Here is a 20,951-nt window from a genome sequence, read left to right as displayed (position 1 = left end):
GGCCGGAGCCGGCGTTTCCCTTGGTTTCGAGCCTGCCAAGCCGGACGTGGCAGCAACAGTTGGCCAGGGTTAGCCAGAAGCCCTCGGAGTCCACAGTGGACTGGCGAATCGTTCCGGGCGCATCGCAAAACCTGAGGTCACCCGCGGCCCGCCTGCAGCGAAGCGGTCAGAGGGTTCGTCGAGCAGTCCGGCAGCCAGACCGGCCGGTGGCACGGCGTCGGCGGGTCCTGCCAGGAGCATTGTTTCAGGACCGCAGCAACCGCAGTGACCATGCTGCCGAGCCGAACGAGATACTGACGGGATACGCACGCGCACGAGATCGTCGACGTACCCGCGTCCGCGCATCGTAACCTCGGCCGGGTGGTGCGGAACTTCCCGGGAGTCATCGACCTCGGCCGGTGCGCAGGGCCCAGCTTTCCTGGAAGTCGTCGAACCGTCGGAGGCCGCTGACATCAACCGGTCGGGAGCTACGGACATCAACCTGTCGCTCAACAGGTCAGACCCAGGGTGCGGGTGATCTTGCGAGTGTCGGAGCGCCGCACGGCGGGCAGGCTCCGCTGCGCCGCGAGCGCCCTCGTCGATGTCTGAAGGCCCGTGAGTGCTGTGGAGACGGGATTGGCTTCCCCTCGACTCGATCAAGCCGTTGCGGCATCCTGTCCCAGGCATGAGAGTGCCCGGCAGCAACACGCATCGAAGGGAGAGCAGTGTCGCGGCGGTACTTCGTTGGACCGGACGATGCGCCCGATCGGTACCAGCTCGTACGCTGGATCAGCCGTGGCGGCGAGGCCGAGTTGTGGGAGGCCAGCATCACGCTCGCGGGCGAGCCGGAGCGACTCGCGGTGAAGATCCTCCGCTCGGATCGTCTGCACGAGGTCACGGCCTGGCAGGAACGCTGGGCCGATCAGGTGGAATTGCTGCGGCTGATCCGCCACCCCGGTGTCGTCGGCGTCCATACGCAGTTCGAGGGTCCACGGATGCACCTGTCCGGGCAGGCAGACCCGGCCGACCGCGCCCTGTATCTGGTGATGAACTGGGTGGACGGGCAGGATCTGCGGGACTGGGTGCCGTTGCACTTCGGACCTGAACATCGGTCGGCGGTGATGCGTTGCCTCGGCCAGGTTGCCGATGTGCTGGACTGGCTGCATGCCGGGCACGCAACACCGTCCGGACGCTGCGTGATCCACGGCGACGTCACGCCGGGTAACGTGGTGGTCGACCAAAACGGTCAGGCCGTGCTGGTCGACTTCGGGCTCGTCCGCATCACCCGGCACATGACGGCGTTTCCCGCCGGAACTGAGGGCTACTGTGCTCCTGAGGTACTAGGGCAGGGTCTCTACAGCCCCGCTTCGGACCGGTACGCCTTCGGTGGTCTGGCCTATTACGTGCTGACCGGCCAGCATCCGCCCGTTGACCAGGCGGAGTTGCGCGCCGGCCTGTCCGTGGTCCCGGTGGTGGGTGGCAGACCTGAGCTGGTCGACCACATGATGACGATCTTCGCCGATGAACCCGACCAGCGCCCGTTGTGCGGCGACTGGTTGCGCGGCCTGCGGCTGCACACCTCGACCGTGATGCCCGACGCCGCGCGGCTGCCGCCGCTGCGGCCTGGCAGGGCTCACCCGGCGGCCGCTGGCGTCCCGACGGTGCCGAACACACGACCGGCCGGCAAGGCGCGGTCCTTGCGACGGGCGCTGCTGATCGCTGCCGTGGTCCTAGCCGGGGTGGCTGCGATCGGCTTGACCGCGCCCACGATTGCGCGCTGGGCGGTGGCGTCGGCCGCCTCCGACGACGCCAACCATGGGATCCACGAGTCAGGCCGCCCATTGGCTGGCCCCACAGGTAGCCCGTCGGCTGGCCCCGCCCGATCGACTGCGACACCCTCCGACCAGGGCACCAGCGCCGGGTCGACCAGCCGGCCGCGGTCGTTGCTCGACATTTCGCCGCTCGAAGGCACTGGCGAGTATCAGTCTGGACCGCAGCGGGTGAACGTCCAGGACTATCAGCGCACCCTGTACGGCGACTGCTACGACGGGATACATAGCGCCGTCTGGCAACTGGATCGCAAGTACCACACGTTCCAGGCCCGGGTCGGACTGTCCGACGACTCCCGCTCGTCGACGACGGTCACCTTCCAGGTGCTGGTGGACGGCAAGGAGCGCGCTGGGCCGGTCACGGGTGTCGGCGCCACCAAGGACGTCACGGTCGACCTCACGAACGTGTTCCGGCTGCGGCTGCAGACCGACTGCGGGTTTTCTGCCGCCGGCACCGCGGTATGGATCGATCCGGTCATCGAGTAGCCCGATCATCGGGCAGAAGGGATACGGCCATGGGGACGCTCGTCGTCGATGTGCACGACACGACGTACACCCTGAAGGACGGCGACGAGTTGACGTTCGGCCGGGACAGCCGCTGCACCGTGCGGCTGGACGCCGCCGACGCGGGGATCAGCCGAATGGCCGGTCGGATCCGGTCCGAGGCCGGCACCTGGTTCGTCACCAACCTCAGTGGTAAACGCCCGCTACACATCGCCGACGCGAATGGCTTCGCTGTGCCCCTCCCGGTCGCGCAGGCGGGCTGGCCGCTGAGCCGACGGGCGGTCGACCAGCCCCGGCTCACCGTCCTGGTACCGGGAGAGACCTGGACGTACGCACTGAACCTCCGTATCAGCGATCCCCTCCCGGTCGAGTCCACACCGCCGCCCACCGGGCAGGACCCGGTGAGTACCCGGGTGCCGACACTTCGGCTCACCGACAACCGTCGCGAGGTCCTCGTCGCGCTGACCCGCGGATACCTGCGCCCATACCCGCACTACGACCCCCGACCGTGCGGATACGACGAGATCGCTGGGTTGCTCGGGCTGACTCGCACCCAGGTCACACGCCGAATCGAAGACGTCCGGGACACCCTGATCGCCGCCGGCGTCGAAGGGCTCGAGGGCGTCCGCGACACCCGCCGCCCACTGTGCGAATGGCTGCTGGCGATGCGCGTGGTCACGCCGACTGACCTGGACTGGCTCACACGGCGGATCGATGCCACACGAGCCCGGGACCAGGAACCGGCCACTCCAGAAGCTGCGGCCCAACCCGACAAAGGACCGGGCACCACGCTATTCGCCCAACGTACTCAGACCAGAGTCGCCCACGCCGCCCACCGGGCCGCACGCGCTGTCGCATCACTCCTGCAGGCGCAACTCGCCCACGAGCACGGCACCGACTGGCTCACCAGCGTCAACGCCGCTCGGCAAGCCCGCGGCCTGCCCGCCGGCCGCTCGCTGGATGACGACCGGTTCTGCCTGGCGCTACTCGCCCGCGACCACGCCACCCGCGGCTGGGCCGATGACGACGTCCGAGCCGCCGCTGCCGCACTGAAAGCCCTGGCCGACCAAGCCGCACACGGACGACCCACCACCGCAGCCGACGTCACGGCGGCACAACACCACGCCGACCGCATCCAACGCTGGGCCAGGACCGCCAGTTCCCCCCAACTGAACCCCTGAGCGGAGCGAAAGCACACTACGACGGCATCGTCGCGTTCTCCCAGACCGACTTCACCACCGGCAAGACCACCGCGCTCATGCAGCTCGGTCACCGAGCCGGGCCGCGCCGCTGCCAGGCCGTCTCGTGCTCGCCGGCGCCGCCGCCTGGTCGTGCCGCACCGGGCCGACCGGCCGGGCCGGTCGCGCGGGCGGCCATCTCTTGCGCCGCCTCCCCAGCGTGCGTCGTGCGGTCGATGCAACAGGGTCGGCTACGCACCGACCGGGAAATGCCTGCCGAGGAGCTCGAGCAGCAGTTCGGCGTCCGCGTGGGACCGCAGCCCGCGCTGCCGGGCCACCGCAAGCAGCTCGCCGACCCGGGCGTCATGAACGACGCTCCCCGGCTGGCGGCCTTCACCGACTGGTCGGGTGACACCGGCGATCATGACCTCGGGGCATCTGTGCCATCAGGTCGCGTGGCAGCGGATCGCCAGCGGCGTGTTGTCGACGACGAGTCCGGCATCTGCGGTCGGCGACCAGGGGCGCGACGTCGCGACCTTCGGCACGTACTTGTTGAAGGTCGACCTCCGGCGGTCGAACAGGGGCACCGTTGCATTGAGCGTTAGCAAGATCGAGGCAGACTTGAGCAGTGAAGTCATCGACCCGCCCTGGTCCGTGGCTGCCTCCAAAGGTCGGCGTTCGCCGGGTTCCGGTTCCCGCCGGAGGTCATCGTTCTCGCCGTGCGCTGGTATCTGCGCTTCAACCTGTCCTACCGGGACGTTGAGGAGTTGCTGGTCGAGCGTGGCGTGGAGGTCGCCCGTCGCCGCGATCGGCACCACCGCCTACAGCGGCGTCCTCGGCACCCGGATCACCCGCGCCGGGAAAGTCCCCGCTGAAGGCAGCACCATCCCCTCAGCCGAAACCCCGGACGCCGTCGCCCCCGCGCAGCAGCTTCGTGCCCTGTAGTGGGCGTCCCCGCCTCGCCACCGCCCTCACCACCGCGCTCGGCGCGCAGTAGCACGCGTTTGGCGGCGAGGCGGGCCAGCGCCGGTTTACGACCCGAATGCCGCGGTCGGCGAGCAAGTCAGGAGCGAAGCGGGCTTATTGATGACCTCGCGGTTGAACAGCCAGCCGCAGTGTGCGTACAGCAGCCCCTTGGCAAATGCGAACACGCCGGTGCCGTGACGCCACGGCGCATGTAGGTCGCCTTCGCGGTCGGTGAACGCGTGATTATCGGCCGGTGGCCCGGGCGAGCTTGGCGCCTACGCCGGCGAGCATCCGGCTGGGGCGTTGCTGTTCGCCCTGCTGTGCGCCGAGCGCGACGATCGCGGTGGTGAGGGCGGGAGTGGCCCACTGCAATGCCCGCAGCTGCTGCAGTGTGACGGCGACATCGTGCGGGGTGGCGTCCGAAGGGACGGTACCGCCTTCAGCGGGAACCTTCCCGGCACGGGCCAGCCTGACGCCGAGTACGCCGCTGTAGGCGGTGGTCCCAATCGCGGCGAGGGTCAGCGCGGTCTTGACCACGGTGTTCGCGGTGACGCCGGACTGGCTGAGGACGCGGCCGCGGTTGGCGATGAGCAGTCCGAGTCCGCCGAGCAGGTGCGCGCCGATCGCCGCCGCGGACACCGGTGCCCACCGCGCCCAGCCACGGGCGGCTGTCCGGGTCCGGTCGTCGGGGTCGGTGACGTCCTTCGACGCACCGTTGAGACCGACCGCGCCCATGAGCGATCCGCCCAGCCAAACCGCGGCGCCGACGTCGTGCAGCGTCCGGACCAGTGTGTGTTCCTGGTTCATGGCAACCTCCTCACGCGTACGGATGATGTCTGCGTTGCAGACATCAGGTCCTGACGCACTCGATGCCCCGTGGGTTGATTTCTACGCCGCTTGCCGAGCTACTACCGCGATGCCGTCGTGCTACTGGCGCACGAACCGGTGGTGTGCCCTCGCCGGCCGGTGTACGGGTAACGCCAGGGTCGGCGCCCGGGTGGTTGCGGCGTTCGGGGAGCCGAACCATGCGGCACCGGTCCGGACCGCCGCGGTCGCAACGGTTATCGCAGGCGCGCGGGGGGGGGTAGCCCGGCTCCTGGTCGAAATTCGTTCTGGGAGCTCAAATGTTCATTCTCGGCGTCATCCTGCTGTTGCTCGGCTTGTTCTTGCACATCCCGATCCTGACGATTATCGGCGCGGTCCTGCTCGTGGTCGGGGCGGTGCTGTTTATCCTGGGCTCGGTTGGAAGGCCGGTCGCTGGCCGGCGGCACTACTGGTAGCTCATGGGCTATCGCGCTGGATCTTGTGGGTCCGCGGCAGGCGGCAGGCGCGCGGCGCGGTGAAGCATGGCCCCAGGCACGACCACACCCCGCCACAGCGAGGATGGCCGCAATCACTGCCCACGAACAGCATCCGGTGCGCCTCAGCCGGCAGGTCGGCGCGCCGGATAGTGTCGCGCGTCGACGTCACCGCGGCGCCGGTCCTGTCCGCCCTGAGGCCCATCGCAGTACCACCCTTGTCCGCCACCACGTCGCCGTATCGCTCACCGTCCGGCGTGTCCACTCCGCCGCGGCGCCGAGGCGCTGCTTGGCGTCGTCGACCGCCTCACCAGTACCGCGAGCCACAGCGGCCAGACCAGGTCCAGCGCCGCCACGAGCAGGATGAGCAGCCAGCCCGACCCCGAACCAGGCCAGCATCGTCCCTGCCCCGCGCAGCCCGCCGCCGAGCCCGGGCCCGGTTACCCTTCTCGACCAGCTCCACCTTCGCGAGGGCCAGTTGGTCGCGCACGAGCGTCGGAGATCTGCTGGGCGGTGGGCTGCTGCCGGTCGCCGCGATGACACCCGCGCTGCAGCGCGGTGAGTGGTGGTGGTATCCCGGGCAGCGTGCCGTCCGGGATACCACCTTCCCCCCTCCGAATAAAGCATCGATGCGGACAGGCGCGTGGTCACGACGGCGCCACCGCAGCCCGGGGAGCGGCCGGACAGGCCACGAACAACGAATGCAGAAAACCCGGTCGTGCGAACCCTCAAGGTGGTCGGTGAGCCGCGATGTCAGCAGGACTCAGCCACCGGGGACCGGGGTGACACAGACACCGTACGCGCCCGCGCTGCCGACGGCTACCGGTCGAATGCCGAAGAGTAGCTCACCGACCGTCCATGAGTCGCCGATCAGCCGGCTCCACCACCGCACCGCGGACCGGCTCGCTGCTGGTTCGCCGACCGGCAAGGGACAGGCGCCGTCCGGAAGTGAGCGCGGCACGCCGACGGCTGCGGCGCGGTCGCCGGGAGAGACGAAGGCGCCGGTGACGGGTGAGCGAGCCAGGCGTCGTTCGCGTGAGAAATCCGGGCGCCATCGCAAGGCCAGGCGGCGCTCTGGACATTGTGGTTCACCATCGGGTCGCGCATGACGTCGTGTTTGCCACCCTCGTCGCGGCGATGACACCGACTCAAACGCCCGCCGCGACCTGACCCCCGACAGGCAGGTCGTCCCTGTCGCAGTAGGCAACGACCTGCGGTCGAGCGCGACACATTGCCAGAGCGAGAGCGCCGAGGACCACAGCGCGATACCGCGCTGCTCGCCCCGCACGTGCCGCCCCGCGTCTGACCGCCGTGCCGTTCAGGCGCAGTCGCGGCAGACCTGAACGCCGTGATCGTCGGCGAGCCGGCTGCGATGGTGGATCAGGAAGCATCGTCCGCACCTGAACTCGTCACCACGCATGGGCACGACGGGGACGGACATCTCTTCGTCGATGGATTCGAGGTCGGATGCCGAGACCGGCCCGGCCACGTCGTCGACGTCGGCGTTGCCGGCCCGGCCCTTGGCGTGCGAGCCCGTGAGTGCGTCGAGCCCGTCGTCGGTGGCCTCGGCCTGGCTCGGGCGGGCCGCGTCGTGGTCGACGTTCATTCGCCGCCGAGTCTCTGGGTGTGCTGCACGCATGTCCGCTCCGAAGGGTGATCGATCGTCTTGGGCGGGCGCCAGGTGGTGCCGCCGACGGGACGCGCTGTGCCTGAAGGCCGCGCCAAGGTCGGAATCCCGGCACGGCTGGAATGGGGTGCTCGGGCGTGCCCTCGTGGTGGTGACCCGCGGCCACCTTGAAGAACTGCGGAGCATCCGGCGATGCTCGCACTGCTCGATGACAGGTTGCGGTCGAATCGTCCGATGGGCGCCGCCCCACACTAGCAGGACCGGGCGGGTTTGCCCGGGGTGTTACTCCCGGTCTAGGTGGGTCCAGGTGCCTGAAGTGACGGCGCCGGCTCCGACGTCGGCGCGACCGGGATGCAGTTCTACCGAACTGGCCTCGGCGGGTGGCGCATCGGGGGCCGCCTCCTCGACCGCGGCGGCGACGGCGTGCTGTGCTGCGGCCTCGTCGGGGTCGGTCAGTTCAGTGTCGGGAGGTTCCCGGTCCGGGGTCGGTTCCGCGGCGGGATGGTCGGCGAGGTAGCGTACGGCGGTATTGACGACGGCCAGCAGCGGCACGGCGACGAGGCCGCCGACGAGGCCGGCGGTGACGACGCCGGTGGCGATGGCCAGGATGACCGCGAGCGGGTGCAGGGCGACCGCGCGGCCCATGATGAGTGGCTGCAGGACGTGGCCTTCCAGCTGTTGGACGGCGACCACAATGCCCAGCACGATGAGCGCGGTCACCGGGCCGTGGGTGACGAGCGCGACGAGCACGGCGATGCCCCCGGACAGGGTAGCGCCGACGACCGGGATGAACGCGCCCAGGAATACCGCGGACCGGCCCTAAACGGCACGGTGATCAATTATTACGTCGCAGGGCCCGAGCGATCGTCCGGCGCCCGTGCCGTTGGCGATTGCTTGAAACCTGGCGTGGTCGTGCGGCGTGACGAGGTCGTGAAGACGCAGCGGACTCATCCAACCTCCCCGGCCAGGGTGAGTCCACGGGACCGCGGGCCAGTCAGGTGGTCGGGTCCTCCGAGGTCGCGGCCTGGACAAGATGCCCGATGCGGTCGTCCCTGGAATCCCGCATCGGATGTGCAGCACGCAGGACCGTGGTACGGTGAAAAAGTTGCAGTTGTGAGTACCGAATACTTGGCCAGCGCCTGGTGGGTATCTGATCCCCCGGGCGCTCTTTTGTTTTTCGGTCGTCTCAAGACCTGGGCGATCACCGCCGCGACGCCGGGTCCGGCGAGCGGGCTCAGGATCCTGCCTTCGATGGAGATCACATGACGACCGGTACAGTGAAATGGTTCAACCCCGACAAGGGTTTTGGGTTCATCGCTCCCGACGGCGGTGGCGCGGACGTGTTCGCCCACTATTCGGCGATCACCTCCAACGACTTCCGCAGCCTCGGCGAGAACCAGCGGGTCGAGTTCGACATCGCACAGGGCGCCAAGGGCGCGCAGGCCGCGAACATCCGCGTCATCTGAACCACCTCATCGACACGGGCGGGCCGCCGGGCGGCCGGCCCGCGTCGATGCACCACGTAACCGGACTGCCGCGATGTCTGCGTGTCACCTTGGTTCCGCTCATCCCGCGACACGGTCAGTCTGCGCCGGGCGGGACGGCCCTCCTACATTCGGACCGCGATGATGCCGTCGCGGCGGTACCGCCCATCCGGTCCTCGGCGGCGGCGTTCTCCATGCGGGCCCGGGTCGGCGCCGGCCGGCGCGGGCGCTGATCGCAGACCGGGCTCCCGCCGCCGCGGCAGGACCGCATGGTGCCGCAGTGGTTTATTGTGCATTGTGGACGATCGGTCGATGTCGCAACCCTTCGATGGGGACGCACGCCCATCGAGCATGGGACTTGTCTGCTGTATCTGCTCACCGTCGGCCGCAACAAGGAACTCGTGCTGCGGGTGCGCGGCACTCAGCTCTCCATCGAGCAGCTCACCGCGTGGATGGCGGAAGAGTCCGTCCGCGCGCTGACGGTCTCGCGCTTCGGCGACGAGCAGACCTCCGCCCTACTGCTGAACTTCCGGCACGTGGTCGGCGCCCGGCTCGCTCCGTACGGCGAGACGCGCACCGGATCGTTCCGACCGGCTCGGCCGCGGGCGGCGGTTGTCGCGTCTTTCGCCGGGACCACGCGCAGCGGGTACGGTGACAGCATCCGTGTCTCGTCTGCGATCCCAGCTGCCCTACGGCGGCCGTCGGCGGCGGGCGACTTCTCCTTCACCGGCCGGCACTGCGCAGGCCAGGAGCGGTACGGCTGAAGGAGACCCGGTCATGAACGGCGTCGCACAGATCCTGCTCGTCGAGGACGACCCCGGCGACGAACTGATGGCCCGCGAGGCGTTCGAAGACGACGCTGTGCAAACTGTTCTTCACGTGGCGCGTGACGGCGAGCAGGCCCTCGACTTCATCTACCGCCGCGGCGCTCACACTACCGCGCCACGCCCGGACTTCATCGTGCTCGACCTCAACATGCCCCGCGTTGACGGGCGGCAGGTACTGCGCCAGCTCAAAACGGATCCGTCCACGGCCACCATCCCCATCGTCGTGCTGACCACCTCCGGCGCCGAGGAAGACGTCACCGCCTGCTACAACGCCCACACGAACGCATACATCACCAAACCCTCCGACTACAACGACTTCACCGCTGTCATCCGCCGGATCAACCAGTTCTGGCTCGACACCGTCCGCCTCCCCGCATGACACCCCCCACCGCCACCCACCAGGACGTCCACCGGCGCAACCTGCACCTGCCGCAGACGGCCCCGGCGACCATCAAGCGGCCCGGATGACAGCACCACTGACCCTCGATGTCGCCACCAACGACGACACGCTCACCATCGCCGCCCACGGCAACCTCGACCTCACCACTTGCCACCACCTGCTCGCCGCCACCACAGACGCCACCGCCACCAATGTCGTCGCCACTATCGTGCTCGATCTCACCGACCTCGGGCTTCTGCGATTCGGCCGGCCTCGGCGTAGGCCGTCGCCCAGTTCCTCGACGCGGAAGCATTCGGCCTGGCCAGTATTCTGTGCTCGCCGGCCGGCGCCGCACCCGCCATCGAGGGTGGGTCTCATGCCAACAATGAACGGCAACCGCTGCGTCCATGCCGATCCCCGGCCGGCCGGTCGTCGGCGATGACGATCTCCTACGGATTCCTGAGCACATATCCGCCGACCCAATGCGGTCTGGCGGCCTTCACGGCGTCGACGCCCCGGGACACCTGACAGTCGGCGGCAACGCTCGCCCCTCGCGTCCTCGGTGAATCGGACGGACAGGGGTAGAGTGGGCCGCGCTGCTCCTGACCCTGGTGGCTGAGTGTTCGTTGATGGACGCGTCCCACCGCCGGCGCCGACGCCGTGACGGCAGCCCGATCAGTTCTCCGGTACCACCTCGATGACCTCCTCGCGCGGTCGGCGGGGCGTCGACGGTGCCGCGGGGGCGCTCTCGTTGACGCCGAGCCGGATGGTCAGCTGCAGGTGTCCGGCCGGTGCACCGCCGAGTGGTTCGACAGAGTCGTGCATCACCGACGATGCCAGCCCGACGGTTGTGGCCGTGAGCAGGACCGCGCTGAGCGCCTCGCCGGTGCGCAGCCAGTCCGTCCGGGTGTCGTGCGCGGTGGTGAACGCCAGGTACGTGGTGTACCGGTCCTCGCCCCACCCCTGATCATGGAGCGGTCCGGTCCGTGTCATCTTCGGGACTGCCGCCCTGGTCGGTACGGCGTCGCGAGCCGGCGGCATCCGAAAGCCCATCCAGCCGGCCGGGCGATGGGCGTCAGTTGACCATGCCGCAAAGGACGGGACGGCCTTCGGCGACGGCGCCACCGCGTGCAGGTTCACCGCGAACGGCTCCGCCGCCCGATGGAGCAGCGCCGATACCTCCTCCGGCAGCGCCGCGACGCCCAGGAAGGGACGCCGGTCGGTGCAGCGCGTGCGCAGGGCGTGGTGCAGGCGCATCTCTTCGGCGGTCACCCGGTGCGGACCGGTGAGCCTCAGCACGGCCATCAGGTCGGGGTCGGCCGGGTCCTCGATTCGTTCGACGGTGGCCGCGGCCCCGAGAACGGCGAGGACTACGGTGGCGTGGTGCAGAACGGCACCACAGCTGATGGTCATCAGCCGGTCCTGCGGGTCGGCACCGGTCAGCTGACGGGACCGGTTCGCGCGGAGTTCGAGTGCAGTGCCGCGGATGCGCCATAGCCAGGGCTGGGAGTCCTCGATCGACGGTGCCAGACAGGCCACATGGGCCGCCTCGTACAACACGTCCTCGGCCGACAACGGCGCCTGGTGCGGGATCTCACTCATCGCTGCGCCTCCGTTCAGTTTCGCAAACCGGCCCGGAGCTGGGCCAGGGCTTCCCGTAGCAGGCGGGAGACGTGCATCTGTGAGATGCCGAGCTCGGCGCCGATGCGGGCCTGGGTCATCTCTTCGGAGAACCGCATGGTGAGGATCCGCCGTTGCCGGGGCGGCAACGCGGAGACGAGCACCCCGAGCGTGAGGTGGTCGTCGATGGCGCCATAGCGGGGATCGACGGCGCCGGTGAGGTCGATGAGCTCGGCGCTGTCGTGGCCGGTGACGGACTCGTTGAGCGACGGCAGGCGGTACACCTGGCCGGCGCTGACCGCCGCCCACAGGAGGTCGATGGCGACGTGGAGGTGGCCTGCGAGCTCGGCCGACGTCGGTGCACGGCCACGCAGCTGCGTGAGATGCTCAGTGGCGGCCGGTATCTCGAGGAGGAGTTCCTGGACGGCTCGGGGCACGCGCATGGCCCAGGCGGTGTCGCGGAAGTGCCGTTTGAGCGCGCCGATGATGGTCGGAGCGGCGTAGCTGACGAACGGGGTGGTCCGGTTCGGGTCGTAGCCGTCGACGGCCTTGACCAGCGCCAGCGCGGCGACCTGCCGCAGGTCGTCGTAGCGTTCCCCGCGACCGGCATAGCGCCAGGCGAGCCGGTTGGCCAGCGGCAGGTTGTCCTCGACGGCTCGGGCCCGCAGGACATCGCGGTCAGGGTGTTTCAGCGGCAGACGGCCGCGTGCGCGAAGCAGGTGTTCCGTCGGGAACGGGGTATCCCTGGGCAGGTGCAGCCTGGTGAGGGCAGGAGCATTGGAGCCGGTTGCCGGCGGCGCGGGAGGGATGGGCGCGGGCCGCGGTGTGCGTTCGGTATCCGGGGGTGGTTCGGTGATCGGGGTCGGCACGGCGAGCATAGTCATGGTCCACGCCCCATCAGGGGACAGCCGCAGCAATCGGCAGGGACGGCGCCTCTATTAAAGCGCCGGGCTCACTGGTCGTCACCGCGAGGTCCAAGCGGCGGAAGAGGCGCTCGGCACAAAGGCTGACGGGCGCGGGGATGCAGATCGCTTCCCGCAACCAACCTTACGCTGATCCATGCCATCCTCAAAGCGGACCCGGACTTCATCGGTCGCGTCGCCGCCGTTGCCGTCCCGAACGCGTGAACGCAGCCCCACCAGGAGTGATGTGGTCCGGCGTCCGGTCGATACGGGCTGCCCTCAGAAACGCCAGCCGCCGCGGTCACGTCTGCCGCGCCAGGTTGCGGGCGCGCCGTTGCCCTGTCGCCGTGACCGGCGCGGGTCACGATTGCGCGCCGGCCGTCACCGGTCGGGCTCGTCCCGGCGAACCCCACAGATCCGCGTGGATGTTCACGCACCGCTGCTCGAGCTCGGCCACCTGCGGGTCCTCATCCGCGTCGATCGTCTCAGCCGAGGGCGATCAGGTGGTCGTGGTCGTCCAGGGGAAGATCGTCGGCGTAGGCCGAGCGCATCGTTTCGGCCTCACGGGCGTAGGATTGGCTTCGACACCTCAGACCCCGGTGACCGATACGTACACCGCCGACGGACCACAGCCCGCTCGGCAAGGTTCGATTCGCGCCGACGCAAGCTGCAGGCTCCCGTGCCGGTCGTCCGGTGGCAGCCGCAGGTCGGGAGAGGGGTCCAGTCATGTTCACCGCCGCACAGCGCGCCACCGTCGTTCCCCCGGAACCACCGACCCACCCGCGGCTGTCGCTCACCGCCGTGCGCGCCACACGAGCCGTCCTCGACGGCGGGTGGTGGCCCCGCTCCAGGGACCCGGTGGCAGAACTGCCGGGACTGATCCTGGCCCTGAACGAACGGTACGGACCGATCCGTCAGCTGATGCTCAACAGCCACAGCTGGGACGGCCACTTCCGGCGCCTCGCGGTCGGCACCCGCGTGGTGCGGGCCGGATGGTTCAGCACCGTCGACCCCGCCATATTGATCGCCACCACCGAGCGCGGCGACCAGATCGACCTGCTTGTCGTGCCACCCGAGGTCTCCGCCGCAACCGCAGACATCGCCATGGCCGCAGCCGCCGACCCGGGCAATCAACTGCGCGCTCCCGCCATCCTCGCCGCATCCCGCACCACACCGACCGTCGCGCGCAGCGAAGGCGTCGACGCGACCACCTTCTGGGACAACGAAGGCGGCCACGACGCCCGGGAGGGGCTCGGGAGGGGCTCGGCAAATACTCACGCGCCGAGGTGACCCACGGCCGGTGACACAGGACTCTTGCTCAATGCTCGGACGGCGACACGCAGACTCCTTTACATCGCCATCGGCGACGGCGATGCCGAACCCGACCAGCACCGCATCGAAGCCGCCGCCGCGAGAGCCGCCGCCCACGACATGATCGTCGAACTGCCGCACGGCTACGAAACCCTCCTGGACCGGACCTTCGCCAACGGCCAAGACCTCTCCGGCGGTCAATGGCAGCACATCACCGCCGCCGCGGGTTCCTGCGCACCGCGGACCTGCTCAGCATGGACGAACCGTCCTCCGCCCTCGACCCACGCGCCGAGGACGCCCTGTTCCAAGCCATCCGCGACCGCCAAGGCACCCACACCACCGTGTCTATCCGCCTGAAGGCTAGGCATGGGCGCTCGGGGTTGTACATGATGCCTATACTCGCTGTCATGAATGAGGCGAATGCGCTGTCCGAGGCCGTCCGGGCGGCCGGGGTGGGCGCGGGGGTCGGGCGGGGCGAGGCCCGGTCGCGGCTCCGGGACGTGCGGGCCACCGTCGCCTCGCTGGACGGGACGGTGGAGGTCGTCATCAGTGCGACCGGCGAGCTGCGCGACCTGCGGATCGCCGGTGGGGCGCTGCGCCGCGACGGCGAGCGGGCGGTCGCGGGCGCGCTGACCGATGCGCTGCGGCGAGCGCAGGACCTGGTCATCGACGCCGGACGGATCGCCGTAGGTCGGTCCTGACCGGCCTCGCCGGTCAGGACTTCGGGACGGGGGATTGGACGATGGACGAGGGCATCCTGGAGTCGTTGCGGCTCGTGGAGGCGGTGCACGCCCGGGTGTACGAGTCGTTGCGCACCGCACAGCGGACCGCGGCGGCCGAGGAGATTCGCCGGGTGTCGCGCGACGGCCGGGTGGCCGTGTCGGTCGGCGGCGACCTGCGGGTGCGGGAGGTCGCGCTCGGCAACGGCGTCGCCGGTCATTACACCGAGCAGGAACTCGCGGACGAGGTCAAGCGCCTCTACCGCGACTGTCTCGCCGCGGCCAACGAGCTGCAGGTCCGGCAGCTGCGCCGGGCGATTGCCTGAGGCGCGGCGGCGCCACTTCATCGCAGTACACCTGGGGGAATGGCTTTGAAAGCCGATCTGAACATCATCAGGCAGTTTGCGTCGGACCGGTTGGGTGACGCGTCGACGGTCCGGCAGGTGCCGCGGTACCTCGACGACAACTGCCGGGTCGAAAAGGAGCACTTCGGCGGCGACGCGCCGTGGGCCCAGGGGTTCTACGACGCGTGGGAGAACGCGCTGACCTGGCGCAAGGAGGAGTCGGCCGAGCTGGTGAAGGTCATGGAGGGCATCGGCCTCTCGCTGTACCAGGTCGTCGCGAACTACAGCCACGCGGATGTCATGGCGGCGACGACGATCAACTCGCAGGTCGCCGGGTTCCGGGCCGGCGAGCAGTACCACGGCTCGGAGTCCGCGGTCGTCATCCAGCCGGCGAAATAGGCGGGCCGATGGGTGACGTGCTGGAGAACACCGTCGGCGGCTTCAAGCGCGACATCGCCGCCGCCGACTGGGCGACCAAGACGTTCATGGCCGGCGTGCCGGACGCGCTGATCCCGTCCAAACTGCTGGACGCCGCGCTGAAGATCCGGCCCGACATCATGTTCAGCAAGGCCGACAAGGTCCACGTGCTGCACCAGCTGTACCAGGAGAGCATCCTGGACCAGGCCCGGCAGAAGTACGACCTGCTCCAGGACAGCTGGGCCGGCGAAGGGGCGCAGTCGTTTGGGCACGTGTGGCAGGAGGTCAACGCCTACGTCGCGACCCTGGCGCAGAAGGCCAGCGACCACGCCGTGCGGTGTACCCAGGCCGGGGACACCCTCAACAGCCTGCGGACCGCGTGCGCCAACGCCGTCATGGAGCACCTCAAGGGCATGCACGATGCCATGGAGGAGTACCTCGACGCGACCCAGACCACCTTCAGCGACCTGTGGAACGGGATGGCCGGGGACCCGGCGGACATCGCCACGATGATGACCGACGGCGTCACCGGGTTCATGACGGCGTCGCTGAAGGCCGCCAGCTGGAAGCTCGACGTGTACCAGAATCAGTTCACCCTCGCCGAGGCGGTCGACGCGGTGCCGGTCATCGACTCGGCCCAGTTCGCCCGGACCGGCGACCCGAGCACGGCCGTCTTCGGGGACTACACGCACGACTGGAAGCCCGAGAAGGTCGACGGCAAGCCGTGGGACTCCGAGTGAGGCGGGCCGTCCGGGTACTGCCGGTGGCGGTGTTGCTGCTGGCCGGGTGCACGGAGGCCGCAGGGCCGGCCGTCGACGACGGGCCCCGCGCGGCGGCGGTGTGGACGGCGGCGCTGCCGGGCGAGATCGGCGCGCCGCAGCGCGCGGTCGAGGCCGAGGGCCGGGTGCTCGTGCGCGCCGAGCGGGGCCTCGCGGTGCTCGACGGCGGCAGTGGGGCCGTGCGCTGGCAGCGGCCCGCGGACAAGGCGGCGGCCGTCGCGCTCACCCGGGCCGGCGTCGTGCTCGCCGAGCCGGGCCGGCCCGTGCGGGTCCTGGACGCAGGCACCGGCGCGGAGCTGCGCGCGTTCACTGATGTGCGCGACCGCGACCGGTTCACGATCGGCGCCGACGCGGCGTATCGGCTGCGCCCCGGCCCGGACCCGACGCTGACCGCGGTCGACCTGGCCACCGGCGCGGCCCGGTGGAGCCGGCCGCTGCGCGGCGCGCAGACGGTGTGGTACGTCCGGGCCGCGGAGCCCCTGCAGCCCGGACCCATTGCGGTCGTGCCGGTCGCGGTGCAGGGCGTCGACGGCCACCGGAGCATCGTGTCGCTGACGACCGCGGCCGGCGACCAGGTCGCGACGGTGCCGATCGCCGACCCGGCCGGGGTCCGGCTCGCCGCCCCCGACATGCTGCTCGCCTGGGACACGCAGCGCACCGCGTGCGACGTCACCGTCACGGCCTACGACCTGTCCGCCGGCGCCTCCCGCTGGACCGCTACCGTCGGCCAGTGGCTGCTGAGCCGCCCGGACGACGCGCCGCAGTGCGCCGCCCCCGGGTACCTCGCCGTCGCCGGCGACTGGCTGCTCACCCTCGACCCCGCCGAACGCCCGCAGGTGCGCGACGTGCACAACGGCGACCCGGCCTGGACGGGCCCCGCCGGCGACTACCCGCTCGGCGTGGCCGGCGGCATCGTCGTCACCCGCACCGACCACGGCCGCGGCCCGCTCGCCGGCTACGACCTGTCCGGCGGTGAACGGCGCTGGACGACCGCCCTCGACAGGCACAACCGGACGCCCGCCTCGGCCCTGAACGAGGAGCACGCCGTCGTCGGCACCACGCTGGTCGCCACCGTCGACCGCCTCGACCGGGCGAGCGACGCCCCGTCGAAGGTCCAGATGGCCACCGCGGTCACCGCGTTCGACACCGCGACCGGCCGGCAGCTGTGGACGTCGACGGGCTCGGTCCGCCTGTGCGGCACCACCGGCGACGCGGCATTCGCCTGCCAGGGCGGCAACGCCCGCCCGCCCGAGCTGCGCCGTTACCGCCTCTGACCGCGGCCGGGGCCGCGGAAAGGGGTGGGGTTGAATTCTGGGCGGTCGGGTGGGTCGCCGCGTCCGGGCACTCGGTCGTACGGATCCTGCCGCACCCCGGCGGGCCGCTGGGCCCGAGTGCGAAGGCCGTGCACGAGCGGCTCGCCCCGTTCGGCTTGGGCGGCGAGTCGTTCAGCGCGGAGTTTCCGCTCGTCGCCGTGGACGTGCCGCCCGACGCCGACCTCGCCGGCCTCAAGCGGCTCCTCCGGGCCGGGGTCGAGCAGGGCTGGTGGGCCTACGAAACCGGCTGACCGGCGGCCACCTCGCCGCGGACATTGACCTCTTCTGCACCTTCTCCGAGGACCCGGTCTTCGAGGTCATCGCCCACGGCCATGCGGCCATGAACGGCTTCTGGGTCAGCATCGCCGTGCTGGCCCAATGCGCGCCGGCCGCGCCGTCGGCGGTGCTCGGCCCGCACGGCCACGTATTGCGGCATGCTCGCTCGGCTGGTTCGGCCCCGCCGGGCAGATCATCCGCAACAGTGCCGGCCTGGCCGGGCTGATCGGGCTCGGCGTCGCCGGTGAGTCCAGGGATCGCCTACCGGGCCCTCCCCTGGGCGCGCATCTGGTCGGCCAGCCGTTCGAGTTCGGCCGCTTCCGTCGCGGGTGAAGTGTTGCTGAGCCCGCTGTGTGTGGCCGTCGGGCTTCGCAGGAACCGCCGGATGACGGGCACGAGCACTCCGTCCGGCCTCGCGCATCCGGGTGACCAGGGAGACCTGGTAGTCCATGGCGAGGCCGAACACGATGCCGATCACGACGATGGGTAGGGAGCTGACGATCGGCCCGGTGTGGTCGGTGCCGAGCAGGTCGGCGCCCCAGCCCCATTGGAAGAGTGCCACGAGGGCGCCGAAGGTGGCGGCGAGGCTGAGCAGGAAGCCCAGGGTGGTCTTGATCGGTACCAGCACCGATCGGAACACCAACATGAGCAGCAGGAACGCCAGACCCACGACCAGTGCCAGGTAGAGGCAGGTCAGTAGGGCCAACCGGAGACGTTGAGGCGGATGCTGTACAGACCGTAGTTCCCGGTGTTGCCGCCGGTCGACGCCGTCCCGGAGGTGATGAACAGCGTCCGGCCGTCCGGTCCGCCGAACGCCGCGTTGGTCGCGGTGGCGCCCGCCTTGATCGTGCCGAGCGGCTGGCCGCTCGGTGCGAACACGTGAACGGTGCCGTCGCTGTAGGTGATCTGGTAGACGTTGCCGGCGCAGTCGATCGTGCCGCCGTCGGTGCCGCCCAGGGACGCGAAGTCGGTGCGTGCGCCGGTGCTGCCGTCGGCGGCGACCGGGTAGCGGTAGATCTTGCCGCTGGCGTTGCCGCCGACGTACAGCCACTTCCCGTCCGGTGACAGTTCGATGCCGTTCGGTTCCCGGATCGTGCTGTCGATCAAGGTCACGACGCCGTTCTTGACCCGGAACACGCTGGTCGCGCCGCTCATCTCGTCGGCGCGGCTGGCGCGCTGGAAGTCCGGGTCGGTGAAGTACACCGTCCCGTCGGGGCCGACCGTGACGTCGTTCGGGGAGTTGAAGTGCCGGCCCTGGTAGTCCGCGGCGATGGTCGTGCGGGCCTTGGTGGCCAGGTCGTACGACGACACGGTGCGCTGGTCGTGGGTCGCCGCGATCAGCTGCCGGCCGTCGCGGCTGAGGGCCAGGCCGTTGCTGCCGGCGTTGGCGATGAACGTGGTGAACGCACCCGAGGCCGGGTCGTAGCGCACGATGTCCGACGGCTGCACGTTGTTCGGGCCGGCGCCGTCGTGCATGTTGGTCAGCTGCAGCGTCTGGGAGGCGGCGTCCCAGACCGGACCCTCGAGGAAGTTGAATCCGTCCTTGATCTTCGTCGCGGTCAGGTTCCCGGCCGGCAGCGGAGAGCCGGAGGTGCCGCCGGACGCGCACGGTCCCGTGCTCGGAGCAGTGCTGGACGGCCCGCTCGAGGGGACGCTCGGCGGCGTCGGCAGCGTCCACTGCTGGTTCGTGCCGGTGCCGCAGGTCCAGATCTGCAGTGGCGTGCCGTTGGCGCTGCTGCGCCCGGTCGCGTCCAGGCACTTTCCGGAGCCGCGGTTGACCAGGCGCCCGGCCGAGGCCGTCCACTGCTGCGCGCCGGTGCCGTTGCAGTCGTAGATCTGCACCCGCGCGCCGTCGGTGGTGGCGGCGCCGACGACATCGAGGCACTTGCCCAGCGCGGCGATCGACCCGTCGGTGCCGATCGACCAGCGTTGCGCCGCTCCGCCGTTGCAGGCCCACAGCTGCACGCGGGTGCCGTTGGCGCTCCTGCCGTCGGTGACGTCGAGGCACTTGCCGCCGATGCCGGTGATCGGCCCGTCGGTGGCGGCGCTCGCCGCCACGACGCCGACCGCGGTGACGCCGCCGACGACCATGGCAGCGCACACGACGCCGAGCACCCGCTGGCGGTGGTTCCGTGAGGACATGACGCTCCTGCTCGCATCTGGCGCACCGACGGGAATGAAACAAATGAAACGACCAAATAGCGATCGCGATCTATGAAACCCTCTCAGTAGCGAGCAGTCAAGCTGCCTGCCTGCTTGATTCGCCGCTGTCCATGAAACAGAGTGCGTTGGCGGCCGGCGCCTGCGTGCGTCCTGGTCGTGCGGAGAAGCTGGGAATCGCGCAGCCGCCGTCAGCGTCGCGCTCGGGACCGCCGGCCCGGGTTGGCGATGTCGCCCGTCGGACGGCGACGGCGGCCGATGTCCGCTGCCGGTGAGTTGATCATGTTGGCGTGACGGTTGTTTGGGGTGGGGTCGGCGGTCTGGGCAGGCCGAGGCGCCCGATGCTGGGGATCGGGTTCCTCCGTGGCTCTCGGTTGGTGGGGCTGAGGTTGTGGTTCAGGTGTTCGGCTGCGGCAGGGCGGCAAGTCGGGTGAAGGCGTTGGCTAGATCTGTTGCCCAGGGCCAGCTTTCGGCGATGCGGAGCCGGATTCGGCGGCCGCTGCGGGTAGCGCAGTTTTCTTCGGTTCGGCTGTGGCCAGAGCGTGGTGTAGGAGCAGGGCTTTGGTCCAGGAGAGGAGGTCGATGGCGGTCAGGGCGAGTTCGAGCCAGACGGCGTCGATGGCGAACTGCCGGGAGGGGAGGTGACCCAGGCCGGTGTGCTTGCCGCAGCGGATGCGGCCTTCGACGCGGGCTTGGGGGCGGTGGCGGGCTTCGAGGTACTGGATCGGCCCGTGGCCGTAGGGCGTGCCGGTGATGACGAGTTGGTGTCGCCAGCCGACGATGTGGTCAACCGGGGACAGTTGCGCGCCGGGGTGGGGCAGTTCGCGGCGGACGATGACGCGGGTGCCGTCGGGGTGGGCGCCGATGTCGATCAGGTCTGTGATCTCGCAGAGACCTTCGACAAGCCTCATTCTCCCAGTTCAGAAGGCACTTTCGCGTTTCAAGCCCATCTTGTGGATCACCGATCCTGAAACACCCGGGTTGGCCCGATTTCACACGACTGACGGAACCCGATCCTCTGTCGACCACGCGGCGCGCA

Annotated in this window: 21 protein-coding genes and 5 pseudogenes; 16 read left to right on the top strand and 10 right to left on the bottom strand. The window is 70.0% G+C overall.

Features of this window, described 5'->3' with window-relative positions:
* Nucleotides 1-704: 704 nt before the first annotated feature.
* A complete protein-coding gene (locus AB0M46_RS04405) occupies nucleotides 705-2,294 on the top strand; it encodes a protein kinase (RefSeq protein ID WP_363332859.1) in 1,590 nt (529 codons plus the stop codon).
* Nucleotides 2,295-2,323: 29 nt separating this feature from the next.
* Nucleotides 2,324-3,493 (top strand): FHA domain-containing protein, encoded by a 1,170-nt coding sequence (locus AB0M46_RS04400; RefSeq protein WP_363332858.1) that lies wholly within the window; start codon nucleotides 2,324-2,326, stop codon nucleotides 3,491-3,493.
* A 248-nt stretch (nucleotides 3,494-3,741) separates the two neighbouring features.
* On the opposite strand, the gene AB0M46_RS04395 is transcribed toward AB0M46_RS04400, so the two are convergent.
* From AB0M46_RS04395 to AB0M46_RS04385, 3 genes are all read right to left on the bottom strand, one after another.
* Nucleotides 3,742-3,915, bottom strand: coding sequence for a hypothetical protein (locus AB0M46_RS04395; RefSeq protein WP_363332856.1), 174 nt, complete (start codon nucleotides 3,913-3,915; stop codon nucleotides 3,742-3,744).
* Nucleotides 3,916-3,936: 21 nt separating this feature from the next.
* Entirely contained in the window at nucleotides 3,937-4,308 is a 372-nt protein-coding gene (locus AB0M46_RS04390; RefSeq protein ID WP_363332855.1) for a hypothetical protein, read from the bottom strand.
* 391 nt (nucleotides 4,309-4,699) lie between these two features.
* Nucleotides 4,700-5,263 carry a hypothetical protein gene (locus AB0M46_RS04385; protein WP_363332854.1) on the bottom strand — a complete coding sequence of 188 codons (564 nt, stop codon included), beginning with the start codon at nucleotides 5,261-5,263 and terminating at the stop codon, nucleotides 4,700-4,702.
* A gap of 317 nt (nucleotides 5,264-5,580) precedes the next feature.
* Here AB0M46_RS04385 and AB0M46_RS04380 point away from each other — a divergent pair, with 317 nt between their 5' ends.
* Nucleotides 5,581-5,736 (top strand): DUF6131 family protein, encoded by a 156-nt coding sequence (locus AB0M46_RS04380; protein WP_363332853.1) that lies wholly within the window; start codon nucleotides 5,581-5,583, stop codon nucleotides 5,734-5,736.
* A 1,336-nt stretch (nucleotides 5,737-7,072) separates the two neighbouring features.
* Here the strand turns inward: AB0M46_RS04380 and AB0M46_RS04375 are convergent.
* Nucleotides 7,073-7,360, bottom strand: a complete 288-nt coding sequence (locus AB0M46_RS04375) for a DUF4193 family protein (protein ID WP_363332852.1) — start codon at nucleotides 7,358-7,360, stop codon at nucleotides 7,073-7,075.
* Between the two features lie 303 nt (nucleotides 7,361-7,663).
* A pseudogene (locus AB0M46_RS04370) lies at nucleotides 7,664-8,188 on the bottom strand (AI-2E family transporter); the annotation flags it as partial.
* Between the two features lie 455 nt (nucleotides 8,189-8,643).
* Between AB0M46_RS04370 and AB0M46_RS04365 the strand changes: the two are divergent.
* The 4 genes from AB0M46_RS04365 to AB0M46_RS04350 all read left to right on the top strand — a co-directional run bounded on the left by AB0M46_RS04365 (nucleotide 8,644) and on the right by AB0M46_RS04350 (nucleotide 10,513).
* Nucleotides 8,644-8,847 (top strand): cold-shock protein, encoded by a 204-nt coding sequence (locus AB0M46_RS04365; protein WP_344611067.1) that lies wholly within the window; start codon nucleotides 8,644-8,646, stop codon nucleotides 8,845-8,847.
* A gap of 287 nt (nucleotides 8,848-9,134) precedes the next feature.
* Nucleotides 9,135-9,629: a hypothetical protein gene (locus AB0M46_RS04360; RefSeq protein ID WP_363332851.1), complete on the top strand. Its 495-nt coding sequence runs from the start codon at nucleotides 9,135-9,137 to the stop codon at nucleotides 9,627-9,629.
* A 13-nt stretch (nucleotides 9,630-9,642) separates the two neighbouring features.
* Nucleotides 9,643-10,071 (top strand): response regulator, encoded by a 429-nt coding sequence (locus tag AB0M46_RS04355; protein ID WP_363332849.1) that lies wholly within the window; start codon nucleotides 9,643-9,645, stop codon nucleotides 10,069-10,071.
* 85 nt (nucleotides 10,072-10,156) lie between these two features.
* The gene (locus AB0M46_RS04350) at nucleotides 10,157-10,513 is read left to right on the top strand and encodes a hypothetical protein (protein ID WP_363332848.1); all 357 of its coding nucleotides are present in this window, start codon (nucleotides 10,157-10,159) and stop codon (nucleotides 10,511-10,513) included.
* Nucleotides 10,514-10,746: 233 nt separating this feature from the next.
* Here AB0M46_RS04350 and AB0M46_RS04345 read toward each other — a convergent pair whose 3' ends face one another.
* Together AB0M46_RS04345 and AB0M46_RS04340 are read right to left on the bottom strand one after the other, a co-directional pair.
* Nucleotides 10,747-11,673, bottom strand: coding sequence for a nitroreductase (locus AB0M46_RS04345; protein WP_363332847.1), 927 nt, complete (start codon nucleotides 11,671-11,673; stop codon nucleotides 10,747-10,749).
* Nucleotides 11,674-11,687: 14 nt separating this feature from the next.
* The gene (locus tag AB0M46_RS04340; protein WP_363332846.1) at nucleotides 11,688-12,575 is read right to left on the bottom strand and encodes a sigma-70 family RNA polymerase sigma factor; all 888 of its coding nucleotides are present in this window, start codon (nucleotides 12,573-12,575) and stop codon (nucleotides 11,688-11,690) included.
* A 744-nt stretch (nucleotides 12,576-13,319) separates the two neighbouring features.
* Here AB0M46_RS04340 and AB0M46_RS04335 point away from each other — a divergent pair.
* The 9 genes and pseudogenes from AB0M46_RS04335 to AB0M46_RS04295 all read left to right on the top strand — a co-directional run bounded on the left by AB0M46_RS04335 (nucleotide 13,320) and on the right by AB0M46_RS04295 (nucleotide 17,978).
* Nucleotides 13,320-13,883, top strand: coding sequence for a DUF5994 family protein (locus AB0M46_RS04335; RefSeq protein WP_363332845.1), 564 nt, complete (start codon nucleotides 13,320-13,322; stop codon nucleotides 13,881-13,883).
* A 63-nt stretch (nucleotides 13,884-13,946) separates the two neighbouring features.
* A pseudogene (locus AB0M46_RS04330) lies at nucleotides 13,947-14,233 on the top strand (ABC transporter ATP-binding protein); the annotation flags it as partial.
* A 78-nt stretch (nucleotides 14,234-14,311) separates the two neighbouring features.
* Nucleotides 14,312-14,605, top strand: a complete 294-nt coding sequence (locus tag AB0M46_RS04325) for a YbaB/EbfC family nucleoid-associated protein (RefSeq protein WP_363332916.1) — start codon at nucleotides 14,312-14,314, stop codon at nucleotides 14,603-14,605.
* Between the two features lie 41 nt (nucleotides 14,606-14,646).
* The gene (locus tag AB0M46_RS04320) at nucleotides 14,647-14,949 is read left to right on the top strand and encodes a hypothetical protein (RefSeq protein ID WP_363332844.1); all 303 of its coding nucleotides are present in this window, start codon (nucleotides 14,647-14,649) and stop codon (nucleotides 14,947-14,949) included.
* Between the two features lie 39 nt (nucleotides 14,950-14,988).
* Nucleotides 14,989-15,366, top strand: coding sequence for a hypothetical protein (locus AB0M46_RS04315; RefSeq protein ID WP_363332843.1), 378 nt, complete (start codon nucleotides 14,989-14,991; stop codon nucleotides 15,364-15,366).
* An 8-nt stretch (nucleotides 15,367-15,374) separates the two neighbouring features.
* Nucleotides 15,375-16,124, top strand: coding sequence for a WXG100 family type VII secretion target (locus tag AB0M46_RS04310; RefSeq protein WP_363332842.1), 750 nt, complete (start codon nucleotides 15,375-15,377; stop codon nucleotides 16,122-16,124).
* Nucleotides 16,121-17,437, top strand: coding sequence for a PQQ-binding-like beta-propeller repeat protein (locus tag AB0M46_RS04305; protein ID WP_363332841.1), 1,317 nt, complete (start codon nucleotides 16,121-16,123; stop codon nucleotides 17,435-17,437). The genes AB0M46_RS04310 and AB0M46_RS04305 overlap by 4 nt, the downstream gene beginning before the upstream one ends.
* A complete protein-coding gene (locus AB0M46_RS04300) occupies nucleotides 17,329-17,727 on the top strand; it encodes a DUF4265 domain-containing protein (RefSeq protein WP_363332840.1) in 399 nt (132 codons plus the stop codon). The genes AB0M46_RS04305 and AB0M46_RS04300 overlap by 109 nt, the downstream gene beginning before the upstream one ends.
* A complete protein-coding gene (locus tag AB0M46_RS04295; RefSeq protein ID WP_363332839.1) occupies nucleotides 17,706-17,978 on the top strand; it encodes a hypothetical protein in 273 nt (90 codons plus the stop codon). Before AB0M46_RS04300 ends, AB0M46_RS04295 begins: the two co-directional genes overlap by 22 nt.
* 186 nt (nucleotides 17,979-18,164) lie before the next feature.
* Here AB0M46_RS04295 and AB0M46_RS04290 read toward each other — a convergent pair.
* The 3 pseudogenes from AB0M46_RS04290 to AB0M46_RS04280 all read right to left on the bottom strand — a co-directional run.
* Nucleotides 18,165-18,490: pseudogene (locus AB0M46_RS04290) on the bottom strand (MMPL family transporter); the annotation flags it as partial.
* A gap of 45 nt (nucleotides 18,491-18,535) precedes the next feature.
* Nucleotides 18,536-19,843, bottom strand: a pseudogene (locus tag AB0M46_RS04285) (SMP-30/gluconolactonase/LRE family protein); the annotation flags it as partial.
* Between the two features lie 465 nt (nucleotides 19,844-20,308).
* Nucleotides 20,309-20,805 (bottom strand): annotated as a pseudogene (locus AB0M46_RS04280) (transposase); the annotation flags it as partial.
* Between the last annotated feature and the right edge of the window lie 146 nt (nucleotides 20,806-20,951).

The sequence above is a fragment of the Dactylosporangium sp. NPDC051485 genome (assembly GCF_040682015.1).
Lineage (GTDB): Bacteria > Actinomycetota > Actinomycetes > Mycobacteriales > Micromonosporaceae > Dactylosporangium.
This window is presented reverse-complemented; position numbering and strand designations above follow the sequence as displayed.

What these genes read in the sequence shown, in the direction of transcription:
- AB0M46_RS04310 (WP_363332842.1), top strand. Translation starts at nt 15,375, where the DNA reads ATGGGTGACGTGCTGGAGAACACCGTCGGCGGCTTCAAGCGCGACATC.
- AB0M46_RS04345 (WP_363332847.1), bottom strand. Translation starts at nt 11,673, where the DNA reads ATGAGTGAGATCCCGCACCAGGCGCCGTTGTCGGCCGAGGACGTGTTG.
- AB0M46_RS04335 (WP_363332845.1), top strand. Translation starts at nt 13,320, where the DNA reads ATGTTCACCGCCGCACAGCGCGCCACCGTCGTTCCCCCGGAACCACCG.
- AB0M46_RS04360 (WP_363332851.1), top strand. Translation starts at nt 9,135, where the DNA reads ATGGTGCCGCAGTGGTTTATTGTGCATTGTGGACGATCGGTCGATGTC.
- AB0M46_RS04400 (WP_363332858.1), top strand. Translation starts at nt 2,324, where the DNA reads ATGGGGACGCTCGTCGTCGATGTGCACGACACGACGTACACCCTGAAG.
- AB0M46_RS04380 (WP_363332853.1), top strand. Translation starts at nt 5,581, where the DNA reads ATGTTCATTCTCGGCGTCATCCTGCTGTTGCTCGGCTTGTTCTTGCAC.
- AB0M46_RS04375 (WP_363332852.1), bottom strand. Translation starts at nt 7,360, where the DNA reads ATGAACGTCGACCACGACGCGGCCCGCCCGAGCCAGGCCGAGGCCACC.
- AB0M46_RS04385 (WP_363332854.1), bottom strand. Translation starts at nt 5,263, where the DNA reads ATGAACCAGGAACACACACTGGTCCGGACGCTGCACGACGTCGGCGCC.
- AB0M46_RS04315 (WP_363332843.1), top strand. Translation starts at nt 14,989, where the DNA reads ATGGCTTTGAAAGCCGATCTGAACATCATCAGGCAGTTTGCGTCGGAC.
- AB0M46_RS04365 (WP_344611067.1), top strand. Translation starts at nt 8,644, where the DNA reads ATGACGACCGGTACAGTGAAATGGTTCAACCCCGACAAGGGTTTTGGG.
- AB0M46_RS04395 (WP_363332856.1), bottom strand. Translation starts at nt 3,915, where the DNA reads ATGATCGCCGGTGTCACCCGACCAGTCGGTGAAGGCCGCCAGCCGGGG.
- AB0M46_RS04340 (WP_363332846.1), bottom strand. Translation starts at nt 12,575, where the DNA reads ATGACTATGCTCGCCGTGCCGACCCCGATCACCGAACCACCCCCGGAT.
- AB0M46_RS04350 (WP_363332848.1), top strand. Translation starts at nt 10,157, where the DNA reads ATGACAGCACCACTGACCCTCGATGTCGCCACCAACGACGACACGCTC.
- AB0M46_RS04320 (WP_363332844.1), top strand. Translation starts at nt 14,647, where the DNA reads ATGGACGAGGGCATCCTGGAGTCGTTGCGGCTCGTGGAGGCGGTGCAC.
- AB0M46_RS04355 (WP_363332849.1), top strand. Translation starts at nt 9,643, where the DNA reads ATGAACGGCGTCGCACAGATCCTGCTCGTCGAGGACGACCCCGGCGAC.
- AB0M46_RS04325 (WP_363332916.1), top strand. Translation starts at nt 14,312, where the DNA reads ATGAATGAGGCGAATGCGCTGTCCGAGGCCGTCCGGGCGGCCGGGGTG.